Genomic DNA, 25,419 nt, shown 5'->3' with positions numbered 1-25,419 from the left:
CACCGCCACGGGTGACACCGGACGACCCGCGGATGTCCAGGGGCGCTGGGAGTACTCCCCCTGGCTCCGCCGGAGGGAGAACCGCGCGACGAACCGCCCACGAGCCGCGAGGCCCGGGCACATCCGCGACCAGGCACCCCGGGCGGTCCCGTCACCCCTTGCCCGTGGACGTCTCCTGCTCGATCACGGAGCGCGCCCTGTCCACGGCCGCCCGCGCCGCGGGCAACCCGCAGTAGACGGACGTCTGCATCAGGGTCTCCTCTATCTCGGTGGGGGTCAGCCCGCCCCGTAGCGCCGCCCGGGTGTGGTCCGCGAGCTCCTCCAGCTGGCCGAGCACCGTGAGCGCGGTGAGGGCGACGAAGTTCCGGGTGCGGCGGTCCAGCCCGGGGCGGGTCCACGTCTCGCCCCACGCCCAGCGGGTGGCGAACGTGTCGAACCCGCTCCCGAACGTCTTCGCCCGGGCGACCGCCGCGTCGACCTCGGCCTCGCCGATCATCTCCCGGCGGATGCGCATGCCCTCGGCGTACGCGTCGGGCCCGGGCGGCGCGGCGGCGGGCGCGGGGACGCGCGGCTGCACCGGCGGCGGCGCGGGCGCGTACGGGACCGTGCCGGACGTGCGGTCGGCCGCCCACGCGGTCTCGAAGTGCCGTACCAGGAGGGTGCCGACGGCGGCGGGTTCCTCGACGGGCGCGAGGTGCCCGGTGCCGGGCACGACGGCGAGCCGCGCGTCGGGGATGCCCGCGACCAGCAGCCGGGCGTCGGCCGGCGGCGTCTCGGTGTCGTCGGCGCCGGCCACCACCAGCGTGGGCACGGTGATGCTGCCGAGCTGGTCGCGGATGTCGAACCCGGCGAGCGCCTCGCAGGCGGCGATGTAGCAGGCGCTGTCGGTGGTCTTCACCATCTGCACGGCCCACTGGGTGATCGCCGGCTGGGTGGTCCGGAACGGCCCGGTGAACCAGCGCTCGGGGGTGTTGGCGGCGGTGCGGTCCAGGCCGTTGGCGCGGACCACCACGCCGCGCTGCCGCCAGGTGTCCGCGCTGCCGAACCGGGCCGCGGCCGACACCAGGGCGAGCGCGGCCAGCCGGTCGGGCCGCAGCAGGGCCAGCCGGGCCCCCACCGCCCCGCCCAGCTCGCAGCCGGCGTACCCGAAGCTGTCGACCTCCTCGTCGTCGAGGACGGCCAGCAGCCGCCGGGCGAGGTTGTCCACGGTCGAGGCGGGCTCGGCGGGCGCGCCGCCGTGCCCGGGCAGTTCGTACCGCAGGACCCGCCAGTGCGCGGTGAGTTGCGGCAGTTGCCGGTCCCACATGTGCCAGGTCGAGCCGAGCGCGGGTCCGAGGACCAGCACGGGGGCGTCGTCGGGGCCGTCGAAGCGGTACTGCAACGGGGGTTGCAGGTCGTCGCGTTCGTCGTCCGCGTCCGGGACAGTGCCACCGTCGTCGTCGGTCAGGCCGCCGACCCGGCCGCCGTACGGGGTGTACGTGGCCGCGCCGGCGTACGTGCCGAGCCGGTCGGCGGTCTCGTCGGTCACGTCGCTCATCGCCTCACGCTATCGAGTGAAGGGCAGGGCTCGGCAGGGGCCTCCCCCAAGGGCGGCACTCAGCCGCCCCCGAACCCGTGCTGGAAGTTGACGGTGGACACGACGTAGACCCGGGGGTGGTCCGGATTGGTCATGTCGACGGTGATGTTGTGGTCGGGTTTGTCGCCGGGGCGGTGCAGGCTGAGGCCCGCCCAGGTGCGGGGGATGGCGAAGTTCCAGCCGGCCGCCTTGGACTGGGCGGCCGTCATGGCCACCGCGCCGTTCCGCAGTGCGGCCCGGCTGGTGCCGATCTGGGCGAGGAAGGTGTCCAGGCCGCCGGCGGTGGTGACGAACTCGGCGTACAGCTCGCTGGTGTCCCAGGAGTTGGTCTCCAGGTTGCGGACGTAGCGCGAGCCGACCGGGACGGTCACCTGGTAGATCCGCTGCTGGAGCTGGGTCGGGTACACCTGGGTGAGCCGGCGGCCGGCCTGTTCGTGTATGGCGTCCTCGCCGCTGCCGCGGCTCTGCGCGGCGGACACCGCCACGTAGCCCATCGGCACGAGCACCAGCAGCGGCACCACGGTCCAGCGCACCCAGCGCGGCGGGTTGCGCGGCAGCCGCGGCGCGGCGGCGAACTCCGCCTCCGCTTCGGCGAGGTCGTCGACGGCGGCCGGTTCCGGGCCGCGGTGCTGCGATGTGGTCACGGTTGGGCTGCCTGCCGTCCGAGGGTGCGTCCGTACCGTTCGTAGCGCTCGACCCGGCGCCGGTTGGCCCGGCGGAAGCGGCGGGCGACCAGCCGCGCCAGGTCCGCGGCGCCCACCATGCCCGCCTCCGGGCCGAGTTCGGCCTTGGCGATGCGCGCCTCGGGCCGGTAGCCGCGGCCGGTCAGGGTGCGCCGGAAGGCGTCCCTGGCCGGGGCGATCAGCAGGTCGTCCGCGGCGCTGACCCCGCCGCCGATGACGAAGCAGGACGGGTCGAGGGCGGCGGCGAGGTTGGCGATGCCGACGCCGAGCCACTGCCCGATGTCCTGGAAGAGCTCCACGCACATCGGGTCGCCCTCGCGGGCCAGTTCGGTGATCAGCGGCCCGGTGATGTCGCGGATGTTGCCGCCGACCCGGTCGTTGATGCCGTACGCCACCGGGGAGTCGGCGGCGGCCATCTCGCGGGCCTCGCGGACCAGCGCGTTGCCGGAGCTGTACTGCTCCCAGCAGCCGCGGTTGCCGCAGGCGCAGCGGTGCCCGCCGGGCACCACCTGCATATGGCCGAACTCGCCGGCCACCCCGTAGCGGCCGCGCTTGACGTGGCCGTCCTCCAGGATCGCGCCGCCGATGCCGGTGCCGAGGGTGATCATCACCAGGTCGGCCTCGCCGCGGCCGGCGCCGAAGCGCCACTCCGCCCACGCCGCGGTGTTGGCGTCGTTGTCGACCATGACGGGCACCAGCAGCCGCTCGGAGAGCCGGTCGCGCAGCGGTTCGTCGCGCCAGGCCAGGTGCGGCGCGAACAGCACCCGGGAGCGCTCGGCGTCCACCCATCCGGCGGCACCGATGCCGACGGCGTGCACGTCGTGCCGCTCGGAGAGGTCGAGCACCAGTTCCACGATGGTGTCCTCGACCACCTTGGGGCTCTTGGACTTGTCGGGGGTCTCGGTGCGCAGCGTCTCCAGGATGACCCCGTCGGCGTCGACCACCCCCGCCATCACCTTGGTGCCCCCGATGTCGATGCCGACGGTGGGCACGCGGGGCGCGGTCAGGTGCGAGCGGCGCTCCCTGCGGTCGCGCATACCCACGCTCTGCCAGACCGTGGCGCGCGCTGCGCCGCCGCGGTAGACGCGTTCACGATTGGCACTCAAGCGGTGATCTCCGGGTCGGGTGGGTCGGTGCGGGGGGCGGACGGGGCGGACGGAGTGGACGGGGCGGACGGAGTGGACGGGGCGGACGGAGCAGCGGAAGCCGGTGCAGCGGAGGGGGTCGGCGCGGCGTCCTCCGCTATTGTGCCGGTTCTCCTGGACCGGCTCAGCTCGTGGGTCAGTTCGTCGAGCTCGCTGCCGCCGGCCATCTCCCGCGTCAGCTCGTCCAGCGTAATGTCCTCCTTCAGGTGGCTGCCGGACATCGCGCCACGCTTGAGAAGGACGAAACGATCACCGACCAGGTAGGCGTGGTGCGGGTTGTGCGTGATGAGCACCACACCCAGACCGGCGTCGCGGGCCGCGGCCACGTACTTCAGCACCATCCCGGACTGCTTCACGCCGAGCGCGGCGGTCGGTTCGTCCAGCACCAGCACCTTCGCGCCGAAGTGCACCGCCCGGGCGATCGCCACGCACTGGCGTTCGCCGCCCGACAGGGTGCCGATCGGCTGGTCCACGTCCCGCAGGTCGATGCCCATCCGCAGCAGCGCCTGGCGGGTGGTGGTGCGCATCAGGGCGGTGTCGAGGCGGCGCAGCGGCCCGCGGCCCCGGGTCGGCTCCGAGCCGAGGAAGAAGTTGCGCCACACCGGCATCAGCGGCACCACGGCGAGGTCCTGGTAGACCGTCGCGATTCCGCGGTCCAGCGCCTGCCGCGGCGAGCTGTGCCGGACCTGCTCGCCCTCGATCGCGTACGTGCCCGCGTCGTGCGGGTGCAGGCCCGCGATGATCTTGATGAGGGTGGACTTGCCGGCGCCGTTGTCGCCGAGCACGCAGGTGATCTCCCCGGTGTGCACCTCCAGGGACACCCCGCGCAGCGCCCGTACGTTCCCGTAGGACTTGCTGACGTCGGTGAGCGCCACCAGGGCGCCGGGCGCGCCGGCGGAGGGGCCGGGGGCCTTGTCGTCGTCGACCGTGATCACTTGCTCGCCTCCGCCCGCCTGCGTACCCACACGTTGAGCAGGGTGGCGAGCAGCAGCATCGCCCCCAGGAAGAACTGGAACCAGTCCGGGTTCCACTGCGCGTACACGATGCCCTTGCTGGCCATGCCGAAGATGAACGCGCCGACCGCCGAGCCGATCGCGCTGCCGTAGCCGCCGGTCATCAGGCAGCCGCCGATCACCGCGGCGATGATGTACAGGAACTCGTTGCCGACTCCCTCGCCGGACTGCACCACGTCGAACGAGAAGAGCAGGTGCTGGCCGGAGATCCAGGCGCAGAACGCGACCGCCACGTAGAGGCCGACCTTGGTACGGGCCACCGGCACGCCGACCGCGCGCGCCGCGTCCGCGTTGCCGCCGGCCGCGAAGATCCAGTTGCCCGCGCGGGTGCGCAGCAGCACCCAGGTGGCCACGGCCACCAGGCCCAGCCACCACAGGATGGTCACCTGGAGGTCGACCGAGCCGATCGTCCAGTGCGAGGCGAACAGGTCGCGGCAGGTCGGGAAGCCCTGCATGTCGCTGATCGACTTCGTCGCCACGGTGCCGCTGATCAGCTTGGTCAGGCCGAGGTTGAGGCCGGTGAGCATCAGGAACGTGCCGAGCGTGATGATGAAGCTCGGCAGCCTGGTGCGCACCAGCATGATGCCGTTGAACGCGCCCAGCGCCAGTGTGACCAGCAGGGACACCCCGACGCCGACCCAGGTGTTCGCGGTCATCTGGAAGCTGAACATCGACGAGATCAGCGCGGAGCTGGTCACCATCACGCCCGCGGACAGGTCGAACTCGCCGCCGATCATCAGCAGCGCCACCGGCACCGCCATGATGCCGATGGTGGACGACGCGTACAGCACGGTGCCCATGCTGGAGGCGCGCAGGAACGAGTCCGCGACGAACGAGAAGAACAGGAACACCGCGGCCGCGCCGACCACCGCGCCCAACTCCGGCCGCCCGAGCAGCCGTCGGGCCACCGACCTGGGCGCCAGCCGCTCGTCGCCGGCGCCTCCTACGACGTCCGGCGCGGCCGCGCGGGTGCCGGTCACCTGGTCCCCCGCTTCGTGTACGCCAGCAGCGCGTCCGCGTCGTCCTTGGTGACGATCTGCGGGCCGGTGAGCACCGGTTGGCCGCCGCCGAGGGTGTCCTTGTTGTAGCGGTACAGCCACAGCAGGTCCACCGCCTCGTAGCCCTGGAGGTAGGGCTGCTGGTCGACGGCGAAGCCGAGGGTGCCGTCCTTCAGCGAGGCGGCCACCTGGGCGTTGAGGTCGAACGTGTCGATCTCCGCCTTGGAGCCGGCCTGTTGCCTGGCCTTGGCGGCGGTCGCCGCGAAGGGCGCGCCCAGCGTCACCACGGAGTCGATCGACGGGTCCGCCTGGAGCTTGGCCTCGATCGCGGACTGCACGTCGGGCATGTTCGTGCCGTCTACGTAGAGTTTGTCCAGGGTGCCGTGGAAGTTCGCCTTCACCCCGGCGCAGCGCTGCTCCAGGCCGACGTTGCCCTGCTCGTGCAGCACGCACAGCGCGTGCTTGCGGCCGCGCGTGTTCAGCTCGTCGCCGACCGCGTTGCCCGCGACCGTCTCGTCCTGCCCGATGTGGGTCAGCGCGCCGAACTGCTTCGACTGCTCCGCACCGGAGTTGACGGTGATCACCGGGATGCCCGCCTTCACCGCCTTCGCGACCACCGCCTTCATCGCGTCCGGCTTGGCGAGCGTGACGATCAGGCCGTCCACGTGCTGGTCGATCGCGGCCTGCACCAACTGCGCCTGCTGGTCGCCCTGGTCGCTGTTGGAGTAGAGGAACTTGATGTTGTCCTTCTGGGCCGCCTGCTTAGCGCCGCTCTGCACGATGTCCCAGAACGTGTCGCCGGCACCGGAGTGCGTCACCATCGCGAACGTCCAGTGCGGGGTGTTCACCGCGGAGCCGTTCGCGGCGAGTTGTTTCGCCCGGTCCTCCGCGCGCTTGCCGCCGGTGGCGCTGCACCCGGCCAGGGCCGCCGCCGCGAGCGCCGCCGCGAGCAGCGCCCCGACCACCCGGCGTGTCCTTCGTTTCCCCCCGCGGTCGCCGCGGTCGCGTCCCGCCCTTGCCTCCGCCACGTGGCCCTGCCTTTCGCTACGTTCCCTGGTGCAGCCGGGATGAAAGTGCTGCGTGTGACCTTCCCGGCGGCCCAAGAATCCGTCAAGCCTCCGCGCACCCCGACCGCCGACCGGGCCCGGACCGGGCGCCGTTCACGCGGCGCGCGAGGGCGGCCCCGCGGGCGGACCAGGGCCGGCGGCGAGGACCGGGGCCGGTGGCACGCGGCTACGCCGGGACGCTCCGGCCGTACCACGCGAGGGTGTCGCGGAGCGTGGTCGGCAGCGGGCGGGGCCGTACCCCGAAGAACTCCTCGTAGGCCGAGGAGTCCATGATCTGCGCCTCGGTGTGCTGGTAGAACATCTCGGCGTACTCGGCCGCGAACACCTCGTCGAAGGGCCCGAACGGGCGGGCTTCGGGCAGCACCACGACGTCCAGCGGGCGCCCGGTCCGCTCGGTGAGGAAGTCGTGCACCTGCCGGGTGGTCCAGGCCGGGGCGGTCGGAAGGTGCCAGACCCGCCCGTCGGCGTCGTCGCCGGCCCGCTCGCCGAGGGTGGCGAGCCCGGCCGCGACCTCGCGGATGTCGGTGTAGCTGTGCGGCAGGTCGATGTCGCCCATGCCGACCACGGTCCCGCCGGTGAGAGCGCCGGGGAAGACCCCTCCGCCCAGCGAGGAGTTGAGCACCCCGGGCCCGACGAAGTCGGCGGAGCGGCCGATGGCGACCCGGGCCCGGCCGGCGCGGTGCGTGTCGAGGTAGACCGCGTCGAGTTCGGCCCGCATCCGGCCCTTGCGGCTGGTCGCGTTCCACGGCGTGTCCTCGGTCATCGGGACGCCGCCGGTGGGCCCGTACGGGTACAGGGTGTCGAGCACGACCAGCCGGGCGCCGACCGCCTCGACGGCGCCGAGCACGGCGCGCTGGATGCGCGGCATCACCTCGACCTGGAGGTGGTAGCCGACGTTCACGCAGTGGTAGACGACGGCCGCCCCCTGGACCGCCCGCAGGGCGCCGTCGGCCGTGGACACGTCGGCGGTCAGCCGCGTGACGCCCTGCGGGGTGTCGCCGCCGCCGGAGCGGTCGACGAGGCGTACGGAGTGGCCGCGGGCGGCGAGTTCGGCGGCGAGGGTGGTGCCGGCGGGACCGGCGCCGAGGACGACGTGCGGGCGGTGCTGCTGGTGCGCGGCCATGAGGGTTCTCCCCTGCGATCGGGTCCGGTGGGTTCGTGACGGCGATGCGCGACGCACTCCGCGATACGAACTCGCTTCTGTTAGAGACTGTAACTCTTGCGATAGGCAAACGCAATCTCGTTCGCGATGGGCACTTGCTAGAGTGAGAGGCAGTAACAGAACTGACGTCGCCGTCCCCGCGCCCCGCCCCCTTCACGAGGAGCCCCGAACCCGATGCCACCGCAGGCCGCCACCCCCGGACCCCGCGCCCGCTACCGGGAGCAGACCCGCGCCGAGATCAAGGCGGCCGCCCTCGCCCAGCTCGCCGAGGGCGGCACCGGGGCGCTCGCACTCGTGAAGATCGCCAAGGAGCTGGGGCTGTCCGGCCCGGCCCTTTACCGCTACTTCGCCGGCCGCGACGACCTCCTCGACGCCCTCATCTGCGACGCGTACGCCGACCTCGCCGGCGCCGTGGCCGACGCCGCCGCGACGTCCGCCGGTGCGACCCCGCGTTCCCTGCTGCGCGACCTCGTGCGCACCTTCCGCGGCTGGGCCGTCGCGCAGCCGCATCGCTACCTGCTGATCGGCGGCACCCCCGTGCCCGGCTACGAAGCCCCGCCGCAGACCCGCGAGCACGCCCGCGCCGTGCTCGGCCCCTTCGTCGCCCTGCTGGCCGGCTGCACCCCGCACCCCGCGCTCGGCCCGGTCGTCGCGGACCTGCGGGCCTGGGCCACGCGCGAACCCGGGGTCGAGCGGTGGCTGGAGACCTATCTGCCCGAGGCGTCCGCCGAGGCCGCCGCGGCCGGGCTGACCGGCGCCGTGCAGGTGTGGACCCAGGTGCACGGCACCGTCTCGCTGGAGGTCTCCGGGCTCTACAACGGCATGGGCCACGACCCGGCGGCCCTGCTCGACGCCCAGGTCGAACTCCTCGCGGACGCCCTCTCGCTGGCCTGAGCGCGGCGCCTTCGGACGTACGCCCCAGGTCCCGGGGCATCCTGTACCCGGGGAGGATGACGCCGGGGCACGCGGTACGGCATAACTGGAGCATGGACCAAGAGCGGGCCGCGGCCTACCTGGAGCACATCGGCGCCGAGCGGCCGGCGCGCCCCGACCTCGACGCGCTGCGCGCGCTGCACCTGGCCCACCTGCGCACGGTGCCGTTCGAGAACCTCTCGATCCACCGCGGCGAGGACATCGTGCTGGCGCCCGGCCCGCTGGTGGCGAAGGTCGTGGACCGCGGGCGCGGCGGCTTCTGCTACGAACTCAACGGCGCCTTCGCCGAGTTGCTGCGCGCGCTCGGTTACGAGGTGGAGCTGCTGACCTGCCGGTCCTTCGGCGACGGCGGCGAACTCGGCCCGCCCTTCGACCACATGGCGCTGCGGGTGCGCACGGAGGACGGCGCCGTGTGGCTGGCGGACGTCGGTTTCGGCCGGCACAGCCACTTCCCGCTGTCCTACGGCAGCCGGGCCGAACAGCCCGAACCCGGCGGCGTGTTCACGCTGCGCGAGGCGCCCGACGGCGACCTGGACGTGCTGCGCGACGACGAGCCGCAGTACCGCGTCGAGCAACGGCCACGGGGGCTCGGCGACTTCGCCGCCACCTGCTGGTGGCAGCGCACCTCGCCGCTGTCCCACTTCCGCACGTCCCTGGTGTGCTCCCGGCTCACCGCCGACGGGCGGGTCACCCTCAGCGGGCGCACCCTCGTACGCACCGCGGGCGGTTCCCGGCAGGAACGCGAACTGCCCGGACCCGCGGAGGTGTTGGCCGCCTACCGCGAGCACTTCGGCATCGCGCTGGACCGCGAACCCGTGCTGGTGGCTGCGCCGGCGGGGTAGCGGTCCGGTCCGCGCTGCCGCTGCCGCCCGGGCTCGACGCGGGTCGTACGGCCGCCCGCCGCTCGGCCGCACGGCCACTCTGCCGCGCGGGATCGCCTCAGACGTCCCAGGTGCGCCGCAACTCCGCGAAGAACGCGTGGAATCCGGGGAACGTCTTCTTCACGCAGCCCGGGTCGTCGAAGGTCGTGCCCGGGGTGCGCAGGCCCGCGACGGCGAAGCTCATCGCGATGCGGTGGTCGCCGTGGCAGGCGATCTCGACCGGTTTCGGGGTGCCCGGCGTGATCTCGATCCAGTCCCGGCCGGTGGCGACCTCGATGCCCTGCGCCCGCAGGTTCAGCGCGCACGCCTCCAGCCGGTCGCACTCCTTGACGCGGGTGTTGTAGACGTCCTCGATCCGGACCGGGCCGTCCGCGAACGGCGCGATGGCCGCGAGGGTGGGCATCGTGTCGGAGATGTCCCGCATGTTGACGGTCAGGCCGGACAGCCGCCCGGTCCCGGTCACCGTGGTGGCGTCCGCCGTGGTCTCGACCTCCGCGCCCATCCGGCGCAGCACCTCCACGAACCGCAGGTCGCCCTGGAGCGCGTCGCTGCCGAGCCCCGGCACGGTCGCGGTACGGCCGGACAGCGCGGCCGCGGCGAACACGTAGCTCGCGGTGGAGGCGTCCGGCTCGATCGGGTAGTCCTGCGCGCGGTAGCCGCCCGCGGGCACCACGAAGGTGTCGCCCTCGCGGGCCACTTCGACGCCGAAGCGGCGCATCATCGCGAGCGTGATCTCGACGTACGGCACCGACACGATGCCGGTCACCCTGATCCGCAGGCCCTCGGCGGTGAGCGGGCCGACCATCAGCAGCGCGGTCAGGAACTGCGAGGACAGGCTCGCGTCCAGGTCGATCGCGCCACCCTTGATGCCGTGCGCTTCCACCCGCAGCGGCAGGTGGCCGTCCTCCTCCTCGTGCACCAGGTCCACGCCGAGGCTGAGCAGCGCCTCGGTCAGCGGGGCGACCGGGCGGCGGCGCATCTGCGCGGAGGCGTCGAAGCGGAACGAGCCGTGGCCTGCGGCCGCCAGCGCGGGCAGGAAGCGGGAGGCGGTGGCCGCGTCGCGGGTGAAGACCTCCGCGTGGTCGGCCGCGGGGCCGGCCGGGCGGCCGGTGATCCGCCACTCACGGGCGGTGCGCCGCACCTCGTAGCCGAGCCGGGTCAGGCCCTCGGCGAAGCCTTCCGTGTCGTCGGAGAGCAGCGGGTCCCGGAGCACGGTGACTCCGTCGGCGGCGGCGGCGAGAAACAGCGCGCGAGCGGTCACGGACTTGGAGCCAGGAACAGCGAGAACGGTCACCCACGTGATTCTATGGGCGCGCCCCCGCCCGTCCTGCCCTCGGCTACGCGCCATCACGGTACCCGTCTCGCCGCCGCCCACCGGCCGGTGGCCTGCTGGTCGCGCAGTTCCCCGCGCCCCTGAGTACGTGCGGCTGCTCCGCAGCGCACAGCTCGCCGACGACGGCGAGCAACCCAAATCAGGGGCGCGAGGAACTGCGCGACAAACCACGACGCACCCGCAGACAAGCAACGCACCGCAAGGGGCACCCACCCAGGGGCGCGAGGAACTGCGCGACAAGCCACCACGCACCCGCGGACAAACAACGCACCACAAAGGGGCACCCACCCAGGGGCGCGGGGAACTGCGCGACAAGCAGGCCACCGGCCCGCGGACGGGACGGGGCAGCCACCCCGCAGGGGCCCGCGGACGGGACGGGGCAGCCACCCCGCAGGGGCCCGCCGGGAACGGCTCAACCCCCGGAGGGAACCGTGTCGGCGAGCCGCTCCAGGAGTTCGGTGAGCCGCTTGGTGACGGTGGCGCGGTCGCCGTCGGTGAGGGCGGAGCCCATGCCGACCGCGACCGCGCCGGCCGCGACCCAATCGGGCGCCGCGCTGACCGTTATGCCCCCGATCGGCAGGAACGCCGCCTGCGGAATGATCGCGCGGACGTCCACCACCCAGTCCGGGGTGTAGGCGGTGGCGGGGTAGAGGGTCAGCGCGTCGGCGCCGAGTTCCATCGCGCGGACCGCCTCGGTGGGGGTCGCGACGCCCGGGAAGACCGGAATTCCGTAGCGGTGCCCGGTGCGCAGCACCGCCTCGTCGAGGTTGGGCGACAGCAGGAAGCGCGCCCCGGCCTCGATCGCCATCCGCGCGGAGACCTCGTCGAGCACGGTGCCCGCGCCGACCACCGCGTCGTCGCCGACCTCGCGGACCAGCGTGGTGACGGCTTCCAGGGCGAACGGCGTGGTGAGGGAGATCTCCAACGTGGTCAGCCCGGCCGACAGCAACGTGTCCGCGGTGGCGGCGGCCTGGTCGTAGCTCTCGCTGCGGATGGTGGCGAATACCCGCTGGGCCAGTGCGGCCCGGGTGATCTCCCAGCGGTACACGGCAGTCGGTCCACCTTCCTGCGTGAGTGCCGCACGCGGATCGTGCGGCACTGCGGGATACACGTGATCCAGACGCTACCCGCCGGGCGGCGCCGCGATGGGTCACGGCGGGCCACCTGTCACCGCACCGTGACATGAGAGGAGCATGAGACCCGAGATGCGGGCGGTCGGAGCAGGGTCCAGGGCGCGCCCGGGCCGGGCCCGCTCAGCCGGCGTGCGTGGAGAACAGGCCCCCGGTCGGCCCCTGCTTGTCCCCGCCCTGCGCCTTCTTCAGCGCGTTGGCCAGACCTTCGATGGTCATGGACTGGAGGATGACCTGACCGTTGCCCTCCAGGGTCGCCAGCGACAGCCCCTCGCCACCGAAGACCGCGTTCATGATGCCCTGGCGGTTGAGCCCGCCGATCCGCTGCACGCCGTACTGGATGCCCTCCTCGAAGGCGACGATGCAGCCGGTGTCCACCTCGATCCGGCCGCCGAAGTCCGCCGGGTTGAGGTCGATGAAGTTGCCCGCGCCGGCGATGATCACGGTGCCGGTGCCGGTGAACTTCTCCAGGATGAAGCCCTCGCCGCCGCTCATGCCCTGCCGGCCGCCGGCGAAGGCGATGCCGAACCTGACGCTCTCCTCGGCCGCGACGAACGCGTCCTTCTCCGCGAACCAGGCGCGCGAGCCGTTCAGTTCGAGCGCGCGCATCTCGCCGGGGAGCACCCCGGCGAAACCGACGGTGCCCTCGCCGCCGGCGGCGGTGAAGTACTGGAAGGCCAGCGACTCGCCGGCCAGGGCGCGCTGGCCGACCTGCATCGCGGTGCCCATCGCCTGGCGCAGCATCCCGCCCATGCCGCCGCCCTGCCCGCCGGGGCCGCCGGCGCCCTGCCGGCTGCCGTTGCCGGGGCCGCCGAGGCGGGTCTCCATGCTGACGTTGGCGGTCTTGAACAGGAACTTGCCCGCCTCGCAGTACACGGTCTGACCGGGGTCGAGGGTGCAGACGGCCATCTGCATGGCGTTGCCGACGATCTGCTGTCGAAGGGTCATGGGGGGGACTCCTGAAGGGCGTGCGAGGTATGTACTGCGAAAAAGGTGCGAAACGGTGGCGAATCCGGCATTCCGCCGGACCCGCGGTGCGCCGGGCACCGACCCGTCAACGTACCGCCCGCGTGGTTCGGTTCCGCACCGGATCGCCGGAGGCGGCACCGGAACGTGACCCGCGGGCCGGTCCGCGGCCCGGCCCGCCCACCGCACCGCCCGGAGCCCCACCACCGTCCGGTTGCCCGCCCTGCGCCGGCAGCCGCACCGGCCGCTCGCCGCCGGTTTCCAGGAAGCGGGCCAGCGGCAGCGTCGCCGCCCCCACGGTGACCGCGTCCGCGCCCAGCCGGCCCAGCTCGATCGACGTCTGCGCGCAGGGGTGGTGCAGCGAGTACTCCGCGGCCACCTCGCGCACCGACGGCAGCAGCCGCGGCCCGAGCAGCAGTCCGGCCCAGCCGCCGATCACGATCCGCTGCGGGTTGAACAGGTTGATCAGGTCGGCGATGCCCGCGCCCAGGTACTCCGCGGCCTCGGCGAGCAACTCCGCCACCTCCCGGTCGTGGTCGGCGGCGGCCAGCAGCGCGGCGAGCGCGGTCTCCTCGCTCGCCCCCCGCGGCGCGTTCGACCACCGGCCCAGCAGCGCCTCGGCGCCGACGTACGCCTCCAGGCAGCCGCGCGAGCCGCACCGGCAGATCCGGCCACCGACCCGCAGCGTGGTGTGCCCCCACTCCCCCGCGCTGCTGCTCGCGCCGTGGTACGGAGTGCCGTCGGCGACCACGCAGGCGCCGACGCCGGAACCGATCAGCGCGATCACCACGTTGCCGGAGCCGCGCCCGCCGCCGAACCACATCTCGGCCTGGCCCAGGGTCTTGGCACCGTTGTCGATGAACAGCGGCAGGTCGGTGCCGGCCCGCAGCAGCCGGCCCAGCGGCACCGCGTCCCAGCCGATGGTCTGGCCGTGCACCACGATGCCGTCACCCTCGCCGGGCGAGGTCACCCGCGGGTCGCCCTGCTCCACGATCCCGGGCACGCCGATGCCGACGCCCAGCACCTCCCGGTCGTCGATGCCGGCCTCGCGCACCACGGCCTCGATGCCCTCCAGGGCGAGCCGGACCACCAGGTCCACGTCGTGCCCGCTGTCGGACAACGGCAGGTCGGCGGAGGCGCGTTCGGTCAGCGCGAGGTCGAACAGCTCCACCCGCACCCGGGTCTCGCCGACGTCCACGCCGACCACGTAGCCGTAGCCGGGGGCGACCTGGAGGAGGATGCGCGGGCGCCCGCCGTCGGACTCGACCGCGCCCGCCTCCTCGACCATGCCGTCCGCGATCAACTCTCCAACGACGTTGCTGATCGAGCCCGCGCTCAGGCCGGTGTCCCGGCCCAGCTCCTGCCGGCTGAGGGGGCCTTCGAAATACAAATGACGCAGAAGCGATGCGCGGTTGCCGCGCCGCAGGTCACGCACCGTGCGCTTGGCCCGCTCAGCCATCTGGACTCCCTCCTGCCCCGCCCCGCTGGAACCTATCGCTGCACGGGGTCTTGACGCCACCTTTTCTCACAAGTTAAATCACGGCCTGAATTAAGGCACAGGCGCTGTTCACTTCCTGAAGCGATCCCACCCCTGAGAGGGAACCGTTATGCGCACCAACAGAGTCTTCGCGGCCACCGCCCTCGTGGCCGCGCTCGGCCTCACCGTCGCCGCGTGTGGTGGCGGCTCGGACAGCAAGGGCAGCGGCGACATCTCCGCCTCCCCCGGCAGCCTCAAGGGCCAGACGATCACGTACTGGGCGAGCAACCAGGGCACCAGCCTGGCCAACGACAAGCAGGTGCTCACCCCCGAGCTGAAGAAGTTCACCCAGCAGACCGGCATCAAGGTCAACCTCGAGGTGGTCGGCTGGGCCGACCTGCTCAACCGCATCCTGGCGGCGACCACTTCCGGCCAGGGCCCGGACGTGCTCAACATCGGCAACACCTGGTCCGCCTCGCTCCAGGCGACCGGCGCCCTGATGCCGTGGGACGCCAACGCGTTCGCCACCGTCGGCGGCAAGGACCGCTTCTCCGCCGCGGCGCTCGCCTCCGCCGGCGCCGCGGGCAAGGACCCGGCCGCCCTGCCGCTGTACTCGATGGCCTACGGCCTGTACTACAACAAGAAGGAGTTCGCCGACGCGGGCATCGCCCAACCGCCCACCACCTGGGCCGAGTTGGTTGCCGACGGCAAGAAGCTCACCAAGGACGGCCACTACGGCCTGGCCGTCGAGGGCGCCAACGGCGCGGAGAACATCCACCACGCCTTCGTGCTGGCCAAGCAGCACGGCGCCGACTGGTTCGACGCCTCCGGCAAGCCGACCTTCACCGGTGCGGGCAACGTCGCGGCGGTCAAGCAGTACGTCGACTTCATAGCCAGCGACAAGATCGCCGCCAAGGGCGACGCCGAGTACGTGCAGAACCAGACCATCACCGACTTCGCCACCGGCAAGGCCGCGATGATGATGTGGCAGTCGGCCGCGACCTCCATCAAGTCGCACGGCATGTCGCAGGACCAGTACGGCGTGGTCCCGGTCCCGACGCAGACCGCCGGAGCCACCGGTGACGCGGGCGTCACCTCCATGGTGGCCGGCATCAACGTCGCGGTCTTCAACAGCACCAAGCACAAGGCCGCCGCCGTGCAGCTGGCGAAGTTCCTCACCAGCACGCCGGAGCAGAAGATCCTCAACGGCACCTACGGCACGATCCCGCCGGTCACCGAGGCGCAGAGCGACCCCGCCTTCCAGACCCCGGACCTGAAGGCCCTCGCCGGCGTGCTCAGCAAGTCGGCCGCCCCGATGCCGCAGGTGGCCAACGAGGCGCAGTTCGAGAACCTCGTCGGTCCTGCGATCAAGAGCCTGTTCGCCGACGCCGCCGCCGGCAAGGCCGTCACGGACGACACCGTCAAGGCCGCGCTGCAAAAGGCGCAGTCGCAGATGCCCACGTCATAAGGATCGACACCCCTCCATGACTGCCACCGCCCCTCCCAGGCGCGCACCCGAAGCCGGCCCCGGCAGCGGCAAGTCCGCCGCCGGGCGCCGGCTAGGGCCGCGCCTCGTCGAACGGCTCCGCCAAGGCGGACTGCCGTACCTCCTCCTGCTCCCGGCCATCCTCGCCGAACTGCTGATCCACATCGTGCCGATGGTCTTCGGCATCGTCATCAGCTTCCGGGACCTGACGCTCTTCTACATCCGCCACTGGCAGACCGCTCCGTGGGCGGCGTTCGACAACTACAAGGCCGCGATCGAGATCCACCAGCCGATCGGCCAGGCGCTGCTGCACTCCTTCTGGGTGTCGCTGTCCTACACCCTGCTGTCCGTGGGCTTCTCCTGGCTGATCGGGATCGCCGCGGCGATCCTGCTCCAGGACGCCTTCCGCGGCCGGGGCATCCTGCGGGCCCTGTTCCTGGTGCCGTACGCGCTGCCGACCTACGCGGCGCTGATCACCTGGACCTTCATGTTCCAGCAGGACACCGGTCTGGTGAACCACGTCCTGCACGACCAGTTGCACATCACGTCGAGCAAGTCGTTCTGGCTGCTGGGCAACAACAGCTTCTGGGCGATGCTGATCGTCTCGGTGTGGAAGTCCTGGCCGTTCGCGTTCCTGGCGCTGATGGCCGGCCTGCAGAACATCCCGCGGGAGCTGTACGAGGCAGCGGCGATGGACGGGGCCGGTGTCTGGCAGCAGATCAGGAAGATCACCATGCCCTCGCTGCGGCCGGTGAACCAGGTGATCGTCCTGGTGCTCTTCCTGTGGACGTTCAACGACTTCAACACGCCGTACGTCATGTTCGGTCAGAGTCCACCGAAGCAGGCGGACCTGATCTCGATCCACATCTTCCAGTCCTCGTTCGTCAACTGGAACTTCGGCTCGGGCTCGGCGATGTCGGTGCTCCTGCTGCTCTTCCTGCTCGTGGTGACCGCCCTCTACCTGCTGGTCACGTCCAGGGGAAGGAGTGAATCCGATGTCTAGGTTCTCCGACCAGCCGTCCCCCATGGCGCGGCCGAAGTCCTTCCTGTGGACCCGGCGCATCGTGCTGACGCTGATCACCGCCTTCGTGGCGATCCCCGTCTACGTGATGCTCAGCTCGTCCCTGAAGAGCCTCCAGGATGTGCAGGGTTCCTTCCGGTGGATTCCGCACAGCCTGACGGTCCGCCCGTACATCGACATCTGGAAGACGATCCCGCTCGCGCACTACTTCGTGAACTCGGTGATCGTCTCGGTCAGCGCGACGGTCTTCTCGGTGGCGGTGGCGATCTTCGCCGCCTACGCCGTGAGCCGCTACCGCTTCATGGGCCGCAAGGTCTTCACGGTGACGGTGCTGTCCACGCAGATGTTCCCCGGCATCCTGTTCCTGCTGCCGCTGTACCTGATCTTCGTCAACATCGGCAACGACACGGGTGTCACGCTCAACGGCAGCCGGCTCGGGCTGATCATCACCTACCTCACCTTCTCGCTGCCGTTCTCCATCTGGATGCTCGCGGGCTACTTCGACTCGATCCCGCGCGACCTGGACGAGGCGGCGAAGGTCGACGGCTGCGGTGCGCTGGGCGCGCTGTTCCGGGTCGTCGTGCCGGCCGCCGTCCCGGGCATCGTCGCGGTGGCCGTCTATGCCTTCATGACCGCCTGGGGCGAAGTGCTCTTCGCCTCGGTCATGACCAACGAGAGCACTCGCACGCTGGCCGTGGGCCTGCGCGAGTACGCAACCGAGAACGACGTGTACTGGAACCAGGTCATGGCCGCCTCACTCGTGGTGAGTGTGCCGGTGGTCGCCGGATTCCTGCTTCTCCAGCGTTACTTGGTGGCCGGGCTGACCGCCGGCGCCGTCAAGTGACCCCACCGAAAGGTAACTCGTGAACGACCTGAGCGCTCTTCCCGCGGATTTCCTCTGGGGCGCGGCCACCGCCGCCTACCAGATCGAGGGCGCGGTGGACGAGGACGGCCGGACCCCGTCCATCTGGGACACCTTCTCCCACACCCCCGGCAAGGTCGCGGGCGGCGACACCGGCGACGTCGCCTGCGACCACTACCACCGCTGGCAGGAGGACCTGGGGCTGATGAAGTCCCTGGGCCTGGACGCCTACCGCTTCTCCGTGGCCTGGCCGCGGATCATCCCGCAGGGCTCCGGCGCGGTCAACCAGGCCGGACTGGCCTTCTACGACCGCCTGGTGGACGCCCTGCTGGAGGCGGGCATCACCCCCAACGCGACGCTGTATCACTGGGACCTGCCGCAGGCGCAGCAGGACCGCGGCGGCTGGCCCGAGCGGGAGACCGCCGAGCGGTTCGGCGAGTACGCGGCCGTGGTCGGGCAGGCACTCGGCGACCGGGTCAAGGACTGGGCGACCCTCAACGAGCCGCTGTGCTCGGCGTGGATCGGCCACCTGGAAGGCACCATGGCGCCGGGCTGGACCGACCTGACCGCCGCGGTGCGCGCGTCCTACCACCTGCACGTCGGCCACGGGCTGGCGGTGCAGGCGCTGCGGGCCGCGCACGGCGACCTGCGGATCGGCATCGTCAACAACCTCAGCCCCTGCCTGCCGGCCACCGACCGCGAAGCGGACATCGCGGCCGCCAAGCGGGCCGACGGCCACACCAACCGCTGGTGGCTCGACCCGATCCACGGCCGCGGCTACCCGCAGGACATGGTGGACCTGTACGGCGTCGAACTGCCGGTCAAGGACGGCGACATGGAGTCGATCGCGGCTCCGCTGGACTGGCTGGGCCTGAACTACTACTTCCCGCAGTACATCACGGACGACCCGACCGGGCCGGCGCCGCAGGCGAAGATGGCGTACCGGCCGGGCGTGCCGCGCACCGCGATGGACTGGGAGGTGGACGCGGACGGCCTGGAGTCGCTGCTGGTCCGGCTCTCGGAGGAGTACGGCGCCCGGAAGGTCTTCGTCACCGAGAACGGCTCCGCCTACCGCGACGTGGTCGGCCCCGACGGGCAGGTCGACGACCCGGAGCGGGCGCAGTACCTGGAGGACCACCTGGCCGCCTGCGCCCGCGCCGTCAAGCGCGGGGTGCCGCTGGCCGGGTACTACGCCTGGTCGCTGCTGGACAACTTCGAGTGGGCGTACGGCTACGACAAGCGCTTCGGTCTGGTGCACGTCGACTACGCCACGCAGAAGCGCACCATCAAGGGCAGCGGGCGGCGCTACGCCGACATCGTTGCCGCACACCGCCGCAAGGCGCGCCGCGCGGCCTGACCAGCGGTACGACCCGAGGACGCGCCCGTCGGACCTCCGACCGGCGCGTCCTCGTCGTCACCCGAGCCGGTACCGCCCCTCCGCGCCGATCGCCGGCACCTCCGGCACGGCCGGGCCCGAGGCTGCCGCTCCGGTCAACTCCGGTCGGACGGCCGCTCGATGAGCCGGCCGGCGGGGTTCCGCAGGGCTCGGGCGGGGCCGGCGGCCGGGGCGCCCGCGGCCGTTCCCTCGCCGGGACCGGCGGCGACCAGCCGGCCGCGCAGGTAGGTGGCGCGGACCACGCCGTGCAGGGTGCGGCCGGCGTACGCGGTGATCGGGTTGCGGTGGTGCAGCCGGGCCGGGTCGACGGTGAAGGTCCGCTCCGGGTCCAGCACGGTGAAGTCGGCGTCGCGGCCGACGGCGATCGCGCCCTTGACCGCGTCGAGGCCGGCCAGCCGGGCCGGTCCCGCCGACATCCAGCCGGCCACGTCGGCGAGGGTGTGCCCGCGGCGGCGGGCCTCGGTCCACACGGCGGGCAGGCCGAGTTGGAGCGAGGAGATACCGCCCCAGGCGGTGGCGAAGTCCCCGGTGTCCTTGTGCTTGAGGTCGATGGTGGAGGGCGAGTGGTCGGACACCACGCAGTCGATGACGCCGTCGGCGAGCGCCTGCCACAGCACGTCCTGGTTGGCGGCCTCCCTGATCGGCGGGCAGCACTTGAACTCCGTTGCCCCGTCCGGGACTTCCTCGGCGGTGAGGGTGAGGAAGTGCGGGCAGGTCTCGACCGTCAGCCGTACCCCGTCCCGCCGGGCGGCGGCGATCAGCGGCACCGCGCCCGCCGCGGACAGGTGCAGGATGTGCACCCGCGTGCCGCGCTCCGCGGCCAGTTCGATCAGCCCGGCGATGGCGCGTTTCTCGGCGGCCGGCGGCCGGGAGGCGAGGAAGTCGGCGTACTTCGGGCCGCCGCGCAGCGGGGCGCCCTCGATCAGCCGCGGGTCCTCGGCGTGCACGATCAGCAGGCCGTCGAAGCGCGCCAACTCGTCCATCGCCTCGACGAGTCGGGCCCGGTCCAGGTGCGGGAACTCGTCCACGCCGGAGGGCAGCAGGAAGCACTTGAAGCCGAAGACGCCCGCGTCGTGCAGGGCCTTGAGGTCGGCGGTGTTGCCGGGTACCGCGCCGCCCCAGAAGCCGGTGTCGGTGTGCACCCGGCCGCGGGCGGCGGCGCGCTTGACGTCGAGGTGGGCGGCCGTGGTGGTGGGCGGCACGCTGTTGAGCGGCATGTCCACGACGGTGGTGATGCCGCCGGCCACGGCGGCCGCGGTGGCGGTGGCGAAGCCCTCCCACTCCGCGCGGCCGGGGTCGTTGATGTGCACGTGGGTGTCGACCAGACCGGGCAGCAGCACGTCGTCGCCGAGGTCGGTGCACCGGGCGCCCGGTGGCAGCGGCGCGTCGTACGGCAGCACCGCGGTGATCGTGCCGGCCGCGAGGACCACCGCCGCGGGCCGCTCGCCCTCCGGGGTCACGACGCGCGTCGAACGCAGCACCTGCTCCTCCACCACACGGCCTCCGTCATCGAGAATTTCAACGTTCTGTTGACGGCCATGGTGGGTATCGTTCCCCGGGACGTCAAGGGCGGTAGGATTCCACAGAGCGAAAACCACCTTCCGCCAGCGGCGGGTGCCGGGGTGTCGCTCCGGTCCGGACCGGCCGCGCCGGAGCGTCCGGGCGGCCCGCCGCGAGGGTCCACCACGAACGAGGGGAACGTACGTGCCTGCTGACCGCACCGGAGGCGTCCAGTCGCTTGAACGCGCCTTCGACCTGCTGGAGCGGATGGCCGACGCGGGTGGCGAGGTCGGGCTGAGCGAACTGTCGGCCAGCAGCGGGCTGCCGCTGCCGACCATCCACCGCCTGATGCGCACCCTGGTGGACTGCGGCTACGTCCGCCAGCAGCCGAACCGGCGGTACGCCCTCGGGCCCCGGCTGATCAGGCTCGGCGAGAGCGCGTCCCGGCTGCTGGGCACCTGGGCCCGCCCGTACCTCGCGGAGCTCGTCGAGGCGACCGGCGAGACCGCGAACATGGCGCTGCTCGACGGCGACGAGGTGGTGTACGTCGCGCAGGTGCCCTCCCGGCACTCGATGCGGATGTTCACCGAGGTCGGGCGGCGGGTGCTGCCGCACTCCACCGGGGTCGGCAAGGCGCTGCTGGCGCAGGTCCCGCCGGAGCAGGTGCGGGCGCTGCTCGGGCGGACCGGGATGCCGGCGGCGACCGAGCACACCATCACCGACCCGGACGCGTTCCTCGCCGAACTCGACCGTATCCGGGGCCTGGGCTACGCCGTCGACGACAACGAGCAGGAGGCCGGGGTGCGTTGCCTCGCGGTCACCGTGCCCGACTCCCCCACCGCCGCGGCCATCTCCATCTCCGGTCCGGCCGGGCGGGTCACCGAAGCGGCCACCGACAAGATCGTGCCCGTACTCCAGGACGTGGCACGGCAGTTGGCGCGGGCGCTGGCGACCTGAGAGCGGACCGCGCCCGACCGCCTGCCGGACGCGGGGTGACGGACCGCCTGCCGAGCGCGAGGGTGACGGACCACCCGCCCGACGCGGAGGCGACAGACCACCTGCCCGACGCGGGGGTGACGGACCACCCGCCCGACGCGGGGGCGACAGACCACCCGCCGAGCACGGGGTGACAAACCACCAACCGAGCGCGGGGGTGACGGCCGCGGAATTCGGCGTCGCCGCCTCCATCGTCAGGGGCGCGGCGGGGCGATCCGTTCGACGGCCTCGCGCAGCGCGTCGAGCGCTTCGGTCAGTGCGCTCACCGAGCCGATCGCCGCCACGACCAGCAGGAGCGAATGGCGTAACCGCTCGGAGTCCACCGAGCCGGGCGCCCGGTCCACGGCACCGGCCGCGCGGGCGAGTGCGTCGAGTTCGACCTCGGCGACGGCCCGGTCCGGCAACATCGGCCGGTACGTGATCAGTTCGCGGCGCATACGGCCGACCGCCTCCGCCAGATCCGCGCCCGGCCCGCTGCCGACCGCGGCTCCGCGCCCGTTCTCGAGCACGTGCGACTCCCCCACCACCACGGACAACCCACCCTCGCGTCGGACTCCACCCGGGCGCTTCCCCGCCACGGCTCGCCCCGGGGCGGATCAGTTAACGCGACATCACCCTCGTCGCGCCACTCCGTCGGCGAAATTCGCGCGGATTCCGGTACCCGGCGCGGAACGCTCCGCCACCTCGTGCCACACCGTGAGGTCCAACACCGCGACCGGGTGGGCGGCCTGACGGGCCGGCAGTTGACGGAACGTCACCAGCGCGGTGACCGTGCCGTCGACGGACCGCACGCACAGCCGCGCGCCCTCGCCGAGCGAGTCGGCGTTCACCGAGTTCACCCGGACCGCGTCGGACGACCGGCAGGCGGCGGCGGTCGCCGGGCTCGCCGCGGGGATCAGGGCGAGCGTGTCGCGGGAGCGGTCGGCGGTGAACGCGGCGGCGTCCCCGGTGAACCCGAAGTCCCCGCTGTACGTGCCGGAACTGACGGTAGGCGGGTCGCCGCGCAGTGACATTCCGTCGCCGGCGGGCAGGTGCAACTGCTGGTACACGAGGCCGGTCTCCGGCGGCGACCCGGTGGCGCCCCCGCCGGGCGGCGGCGACGTCGGCGAGGGCATCGTGGGCAAGGGCATCGCCGGTGCGGAGGGGGACGACGGCGAGGGCGACGGCTGCGGCGCCCCGGCCGCCGGCGGCTGGGCCCCCACGGTCGGCTTGCCGCCGCCGTCCCCCGAGGACAGCGCGACCGCGGCGGTCGCCACGACCGCGAACCCGGCGACCGCGGCCACCACGCCGACCGCCTTGCGCTTCTTCCTCGGCAGCGGCAGCGGCACATGGACGTACGGCGCCCGCGGCCACTGCTGGGGGTGCCAGAGGTATCCGCCGTGCTGCGGCGGACCGGGCGGACCCGGTGGGCCGAGCGGACCGGGCGGGCCCGGCACCTGCGCGTGGGCGTGCTCCGGCGGGCGGCCGGCCGGAGCGGGCCCGGGCCACGGCTCCTCGGCGCCGGGCGCAGGGGCAGGAGCAGGGGCAGGTGGGGCCTCCGGCGCGGGCCGGTGCGGGGGCTGCGGCGGGTGGGGCGGCGACACGGGCGCGGCCGGGTGCGCGGCGGGGGGCGCCGCCGCGGCCGGCGGCTGCGCGAAGTGCGGCGGGGGGATGGCCGGGAGGATCGCGGCGAGCAGCGGGGCCGGCAGCCAGGAGACGGGGCGCGACTCGGGAGCGGCCTGCGCGCACATCGTGGTGATCTGCGCGAGGGAGGGTCGTAGCGCGGGGTCCTTGATGAGGCAGCGGGTGACGATCTCCCTTAGCTGGCCCGGGAGTTCGTTCAGATCGGGCTCGGCGTGCTGGACCCGGGAGCCGTCGCCGAAGGGTGCGGAGCCGATCGAGGCGTACGCCGCTATCTGGCCGAGCGCGAAGACGTCCGTGGCGGCCCGGGCCGGTTTGCCCGCGGCCTGCTCGGGCGAACGGAAGGCGGTCGCCTCACCGACCTCGGCCGGACGGGCCTCGCGTGCCGACCCATGCGCGGAAGCGCGTCCGGCATCCCCCGACTCCCCTGCGCCGCCCGCGCCTTCGAGCCCGCCCGTACCGGCCTCGCCCGTACCGGCGGCAGCGGAACCGGCGGCACCGGAGGCGGCGTCAGCGGAGGCGGCATCAGCGGAGCCGGAGTCCACGCCGGCCACGTCCACGCTGCCCGCGTCGGCGTTCCCGGCCTCCTGCGCGACCCACGCCAGTCCGTGCCCCTTCACCCGGGGCCCGTCCCCCGCGAGCAGCACGTGGGCGGGCCGCAGCCCGCCGTGCACCACACCCGCGTGGTGCATCGCCTGCAACCCTTCGGCGAGCGCGGCGACCAGCCGCAGCACGACCCCGGTGGGCAGCGGTCCCGCGCCCTCGACGGCGGCGCGCAGCGACAGCGAGGGCACGTAGCCGCAGGCGATCCAGTACCGCTCGCCCTCCCGCCCGCTGCCGAGCACCGGCACCGCGCGGGGTCCGGGCACCCGGGCCGCGGCCTGCGCGTCGTGGTGGAAGCGGGACGCGAAGCCGTCGGCGGCGGTGAGTTCGGGGCGGATCACGGTGAGCGCGACCGGCTGCCCGCCCGGCTCGTACGCGAGGTAGGTGGTGCCGGCGGCACCCGGTCCGTCCGCGCCGAGGCGCGCGCCGATCCGGTGCCCGGAGACCGTCGCCGGATCGTCGCCGGCGAGCGGTGCGAAGACCGGGCCGCGGAAGTCCGGCCCGAGGTCCTGACCGAAGTCCGGACCGGTGTGCGCTGGCCCCATCAGTCCCCTCAGTCCCCGTTCCTCACCTGGCAACCGCCCCACCCGCAACACGGCCCGACGATACCGGAACACGCCACGCCGAAGGCGTCCTGTTCCAGTGCCGTGACACGCGCGGTATGCAGGAAGTATGAACTCTCATGGCGAGGTGGCCGGACTGCTGCTGGCGGCCGGTGGCGGTCGGCGGCTCGGCGGCCGGCCGAAGGCGCTGCTGGCCTACCGGGGGCGGCCCCTGGTGGAGCACGCGGTCGCGGTGCTGCGGGCGGGCGGCTGCGACCAGGTGCACGTGGTGCTGGGCGCGGCGGCCGAGGAGGTGCGCGAGCGCGCCGACCTGGCCGGCTGCGTGCTGGTGGACAACCCGCACTGGGCGGACGGCATGGGCTCCTCGCTGCGCGCCGGGCTCGCCTCGCTGGCCGCCTCGGCGCGGCTGCCGACCGCGGCGGTGATCGGACTGGTGGACCAGCCGGGGGTGCCGGGCGCGGCGGTGGCGCGGGTGATCGCGACGGCGCGGGAGGCCGACGACCTGCCGTCGGCGCTGGTCTCGGCGGTGTACGGCGGGCGGCGGGCGCACCCGGTGCTGTTCGGTGCGAGCCGCTGGGCGGGGGTGGCGTGCAGCGCGGGCGAGGACCGCGGCGCCCGGACGTATCTGCGCGAGCACGCCGAGCAGACCGTGCTCGTCGAGTGCGGGGACATCGGCGATCCCGCCGACATCGACACCCCCGCCGACCTGCGACTTCTCGACTGAGGGGGGACGGCGCCGGGCGGCGGGCGCTCGGCTGCGCGAGGACGGTCCGGGGCGGCCCGACGGCGGGTCGACGGCGGGTCGAGGCAGCGGTCCGGTGCGTTCCGGCGGCGGCGCGGGCAGCGGGCGCGGGCAGCCGGACACCGGGCGGACCGCGATCCGACACTGCACGGCGTGCCACAAAACGTTGAACTTCCGCACAGCGAAAACTATGCTCCACCTTGCAGAAGCGAGCGCGCTCCGGCGCGCCCCGGCACCCCGTGCCACCCTTGCTCTACGGAGGAGTG

22 protein-coding genes are annotated in these 25,419 nt (G+C 73.0%); 8 read left to right on the top strand and 14 right to left on the bottom strand.

What is annotated here, in order from left to right:
- Window positions 1-151: 151 nt before the first annotated feature.
- From ACIPAE_RS23785 to ACIPAE_RS23755, 7 genes are all read right to left on the bottom strand, one after another.
- Window positions 152-1,537 carry an alpha/beta fold hydrolase gene (locus tag ACIPAE_RS23785; protein ID WP_402447714.1) on the bottom strand — a complete coding sequence of 462 codons (1,386 nt, stop codon included), beginning with the start codon at window positions 1,535-1,537 and terminating at the stop codon, window positions 152-154.
- Between the two features lie 59 nt (window positions 1,538-1,596).
- On the bottom strand, window positions 1,597-2,220 hold the full coding sequence (locus ACIPAE_RS23780; protein ID WP_328470949.1) for a hypothetical protein: 624 nt from the start codon (window positions 2,218-2,220) through the stop codon (window positions 1,597-1,599).
- The gene (locus tag ACIPAE_RS23775; protein ID WP_329363565.1) at window positions 2,217-3,365 is read right to left on the bottom strand and encodes an ROK family glucokinase; all 1,149 of its coding nucleotides are present in this window, start codon (window positions 3,363-3,365) and stop codon (window positions 2,217-2,219) included. Before ACIPAE_RS23775 ends, ACIPAE_RS23780 begins: the two co-directional genes overlap by 4 nt.
- Window positions 3,362-4,336 (bottom strand): ATP-binding cassette domain-containing protein, encoded by a 975-nt coding sequence (locus ACIPAE_RS23770; RefSeq protein WP_402447945.1) that lies wholly within the window; start codon window positions 4,334-4,336, stop codon window positions 3,362-3,364. The genes ACIPAE_RS23775 and ACIPAE_RS23770 overlap by 4 nt, the downstream gene beginning before the upstream one ends.
- Window positions 4,336-5,397, bottom strand: a complete 1,062-nt coding sequence (locus ACIPAE_RS23765; protein WP_402447711.1) for an ABC transporter permease — start codon at window positions 5,395-5,397, stop codon at window positions 4,336-4,338. Before ACIPAE_RS23765 ends, ACIPAE_RS23770 begins: the two co-directional genes overlap by 1 nt.
- Window positions 5,394-6,380: a sugar ABC transporter substrate-binding protein gene (locus tag ACIPAE_RS23760; protein ID WP_329363569.1), complete on the bottom strand. Its 987-nt coding sequence runs from the start codon at window positions 6,378-6,380 to the stop codon at window positions 5,394-5,396. The genes ACIPAE_RS23765 and ACIPAE_RS23760 overlap by 4 nt, the downstream gene beginning before the upstream one ends.
- 268 nt (window positions 6,381-6,648) lie before the next feature.
- The gene (locus tag ACIPAE_RS23755) at window positions 6,649-7,605 is read right to left on the bottom strand and encodes an NAD-dependent epimerase/dehydratase family protein (protein ID WP_402447709.1); all 957 of its coding nucleotides are present in this window, start codon (window positions 7,603-7,605) and stop codon (window positions 6,649-6,651) included.
- 213 nt (window positions 7,606-7,818) lie between these two features.
- On the opposite strand from ACIPAE_RS23755, the gene ACIPAE_RS23750 reads away from it, so the two are divergent.
- On the top strand, window positions 7,819-8,538 hold the full coding sequence (locus ACIPAE_RS23750; RefSeq protein WP_402447707.1) for a TetR/AcrR family transcriptional regulator: 720 nt from the start codon (window positions 7,819-7,821) through the stop codon (window positions 8,536-8,538).
- Between the two features lie 92 nt (window positions 8,539-8,630).
- The gene (locus ACIPAE_RS23745) at window positions 8,631-9,419 is read left to right on the top strand and encodes an arylamine N-acetyltransferase (protein WP_402447705.1); all 789 of its coding nucleotides are present in this window, start codon (window positions 8,631-8,633) and stop codon (window positions 9,417-9,419) included.
- Window positions 9,420-9,516: 97 nt separating this feature from the next.
- Here the strand turns inward: ACIPAE_RS23745 and aroA are convergent, their stop codons facing one another.
- The 4 genes from aroA to ACIPAE_RS23725 all read right to left on the bottom strand — a co-directional run bounded on the left by aroA (window position 9,517) and on the right by ACIPAE_RS23725 (window position 14,346).
- Complete coding sequence (gene aroA, locus ACIPAE_RS23740; RefSeq protein WP_402447704.1) at window positions 9,517-10,752, bottom strand: 3-phosphoshikimate 1-carboxyvinyltransferase; 1,236 nt, start codon at window positions 10,750-10,752, stop codon at window positions 9,517-9,519.
- A gap of 451 nt (window positions 10,753-11,203) precedes the next feature.
- On the bottom strand, window positions 11,204-11,839 hold the full coding sequence (locus ACIPAE_RS23735) for a bifunctional 4-hydroxy-2-oxoglutarate aldolase/2-dehydro-3-deoxy-phosphogluconate aldolase (protein WP_328470933.1): 636 nt from the start codon (window positions 11,837-11,839) through the stop codon (window positions 11,204-11,206).
- Window positions 11,840-12,044: 205 nt separating this feature from the next.
- A complete protein-coding gene (locus ACIPAE_RS23730; RefSeq protein ID WP_328470931.1) occupies window positions 12,045-12,869 on the bottom strand; it encodes an AIM24 family protein in 825 nt (274 codons plus the stop codon).
- A gap of 106 nt (window positions 12,870-12,975) precedes the next feature.
- A complete protein-coding gene (locus tag ACIPAE_RS23725; protein WP_329363580.1) occupies window positions 12,976-14,346 on the bottom strand; it encodes an ROK family transcriptional regulator in 1,371 nt (456 codons plus the stop codon).
- A 148-nt stretch (window positions 14,347-14,494) separates the two neighbouring features.
- Here ACIPAE_RS23725 and ACIPAE_RS23720 point away from each other — a divergent pair, with 148 nt between their 5' ends.
- Genes ACIPAE_RS23720 through ACIPAE_RS23705 form a run of 4 tightly spaced genes read left to right on the top strand, consistent with a single transcriptional unit; the run spans window position 14,495 to window position 19,090 of the window.
- Complete coding sequence (locus tag ACIPAE_RS23720) at window positions 14,495-15,832, top strand: sugar ABC transporter substrate-binding protein (RefSeq protein WP_366413612.1); 1,338 nt, start codon at window positions 14,495-14,497, stop codon at window positions 15,830-15,832.
- A gap of 16 nt (window positions 15,833-15,848) precedes the next feature.
- Window positions 15,849-16,853, top strand: a complete 1,005-nt coding sequence (locus tag ACIPAE_RS23715) for a sugar ABC transporter permease (RefSeq protein WP_329363584.1) — start codon at window positions 15,849-15,851, stop codon at window positions 16,851-16,853.
- Window positions 16,846-17,715, top strand: coding sequence for a carbohydrate ABC transporter permease (locus ACIPAE_RS23710; protein ID WP_329363585.1), 870 nt, complete (start codon window positions 16,846-16,848; stop codon window positions 17,713-17,715). Before ACIPAE_RS23715 ends, ACIPAE_RS23710 begins: the two co-directional genes overlap by 8 nt.
- 19 nt (window positions 17,716-17,734) lie before the next feature.
- The gene (locus ACIPAE_RS23705; protein WP_329363587.1) at window positions 17,735-19,090 is read left to right on the top strand and encodes a GH1 family beta-glucosidase; all 1,356 of its coding nucleotides are present in this window, start codon (window positions 17,735-17,737) and stop codon (window positions 19,088-19,090) included.
- 134 nt (window positions 19,091-19,224) lie between these two features.
- Here the strand turns inward: ACIPAE_RS23705 and allB are convergent, their stop codons facing one another.
- Window positions 19,225-20,625 carry an allantoinase AllB gene (gene allB / locus ACIPAE_RS23700; RefSeq protein ID WP_402447701.1) on the bottom strand — a complete coding sequence of 467 codons (1,401 nt, stop codon included), beginning with the start codon at window positions 20,623-20,625 and terminating at the stop codon, window positions 19,225-19,227.
- Between the two features lie 208 nt (window positions 20,626-20,833).
- Here allB and ACIPAE_RS23695 point away from each other — a divergent pair, with 208 nt between their 5' ends.
- Window positions 20,834-21,586: an IclR family transcriptional regulator gene (locus ACIPAE_RS23695; protein WP_328470917.1), complete on the top strand. Its 753-nt coding sequence runs from the start codon at window positions 20,834-20,836 to the stop codon at window positions 21,584-21,586.
- 233 nt (window positions 21,587-21,819) lie between these two features.
- Here the strand turns inward: ACIPAE_RS23695 and ACIPAE_RS23690 are convergent, their stop codons facing one another.
- Both ACIPAE_RS23690 and ACIPAE_RS23685 read right to left on the bottom strand, forming a co-directional pair.
- Window positions 21,820-22,134 (bottom strand): DUF5955 family protein, encoded by a 315-nt coding sequence (locus ACIPAE_RS23690; RefSeq protein WP_329363590.1) that lies wholly within the window; start codon window positions 22,132-22,134, stop codon window positions 21,820-21,822.
- A gap of 102 nt (window positions 22,135-22,236) precedes the next feature.
- Window positions 22,237-24,393, bottom strand: a complete 2,157-nt coding sequence (locus ACIPAE_RS23685) for a hypothetical protein (RefSeq protein WP_402447699.1) — start codon at window positions 24,391-24,393, stop codon at window positions 22,237-22,239.
- 127 nt (window positions 24,394-24,520) lie between these two features.
- Between ACIPAE_RS23685 and ACIPAE_RS23680 the strand changes: the two genes are divergently transcribed.
- Window positions 24,521-25,135: a nucleotidyltransferase family protein gene (locus tag ACIPAE_RS23680; RefSeq protein ID WP_366413615.1), complete on the top strand. Its 615-nt coding sequence runs from the start codon at window positions 24,521-24,523 to the stop codon at window positions 25,133-25,135.
- Window positions 25,136-25,419 lie beyond the last annotated feature (284 nt).

The sequence above is a fragment of the Streptomyces sp. NPDC087270 genome (assembly GCF_044744625.1).
GTDB lineage: Bacteria > Actinomycetota > Actinomycetes > Streptomycetales > Streptomycetaceae > Actinacidiphila.
This window is presented reverse-complemented; position numbering and strand designations above follow the sequence as displayed.

Excerpts from the sequence above, each read along its gene's own strand:
- ACIPAE_RS23785 (WP_402447714.1), bottom strand. The coding sequence starts at position 1,537 with ATGAGCGACGTGACCGACGAGACCGCCGACCGGCTCGGCACGTACGCC.
- ACIPAE_RS23680 (WP_366413615.1), top strand. The coding sequence starts at position 24,521 with ATGAACTCTCATGGCGAGGTGGCCGGACTGCTGCTGGCGGCCGGTGGC.
- ACIPAE_RS23755 (WP_402447709.1), bottom strand. The coding sequence starts at position 7,605 with ATGGCCGCGCACCAGCAGCACCGCCCGCACGTCGTCCTCGGCGCCGGT.
- ACIPAE_RS23745 (WP_402447705.1), top strand. The coding sequence starts at position 8,631 with ATGGACCAAGAGCGGGCCGCGGCCTACCTGGAGCACATCGGCGCCGAG.
- ACIPAE_RS23730 (WP_328470931.1), bottom strand. The coding sequence starts at position 12,869 with ATGACCCTTCGACAGCAGATCGTCGGCAACGCCATGCAGATGGCCGTC.
- ACIPAE_RS23750 (WP_402447707.1), top strand. The coding sequence starts at position 7,819 with ATGCCACCGCAGGCCGCCACCCCCGGACCCCGCGCCCGCTACCGGGAG.
- ACIPAE_RS23725 (WP_329363580.1), bottom strand. The coding sequence starts at position 14,346 with ATGGCTGAGCGGGCCAAGCGCACGGTGCGTGACCTGCGGCGCGGCAAC.
- ACIPAE_RS23720 (WP_366413612.1), top strand. The coding sequence starts at position 14,495 with ATGCGCACCAACAGAGTCTTCGCGGCCACCGCCCTCGTGGCCGCGCTC.
- ACIPAE_RS23710 (WP_329363585.1), top strand. The coding sequence starts at position 16,846 with ATGTCTAGGTTCTCCGACCAGCCGTCCCCCATGGCGCGGCCGAAGTCC.
- ACIPAE_RS23685 (WP_402447699.1), bottom strand. The coding sequence starts at position 24,393 with ATGGGGCCAGCGCACACCGGTCCGGACTTCGGTCAGGACCTCGGGCCG.
- ACIPAE_RS23715 (WP_329363584.1), top strand. The coding sequence starts at position 15,849 with ATGACTGCCACCGCCCCTCCCAGGCGCGCACCCGAAGCCGGCCCCGGC.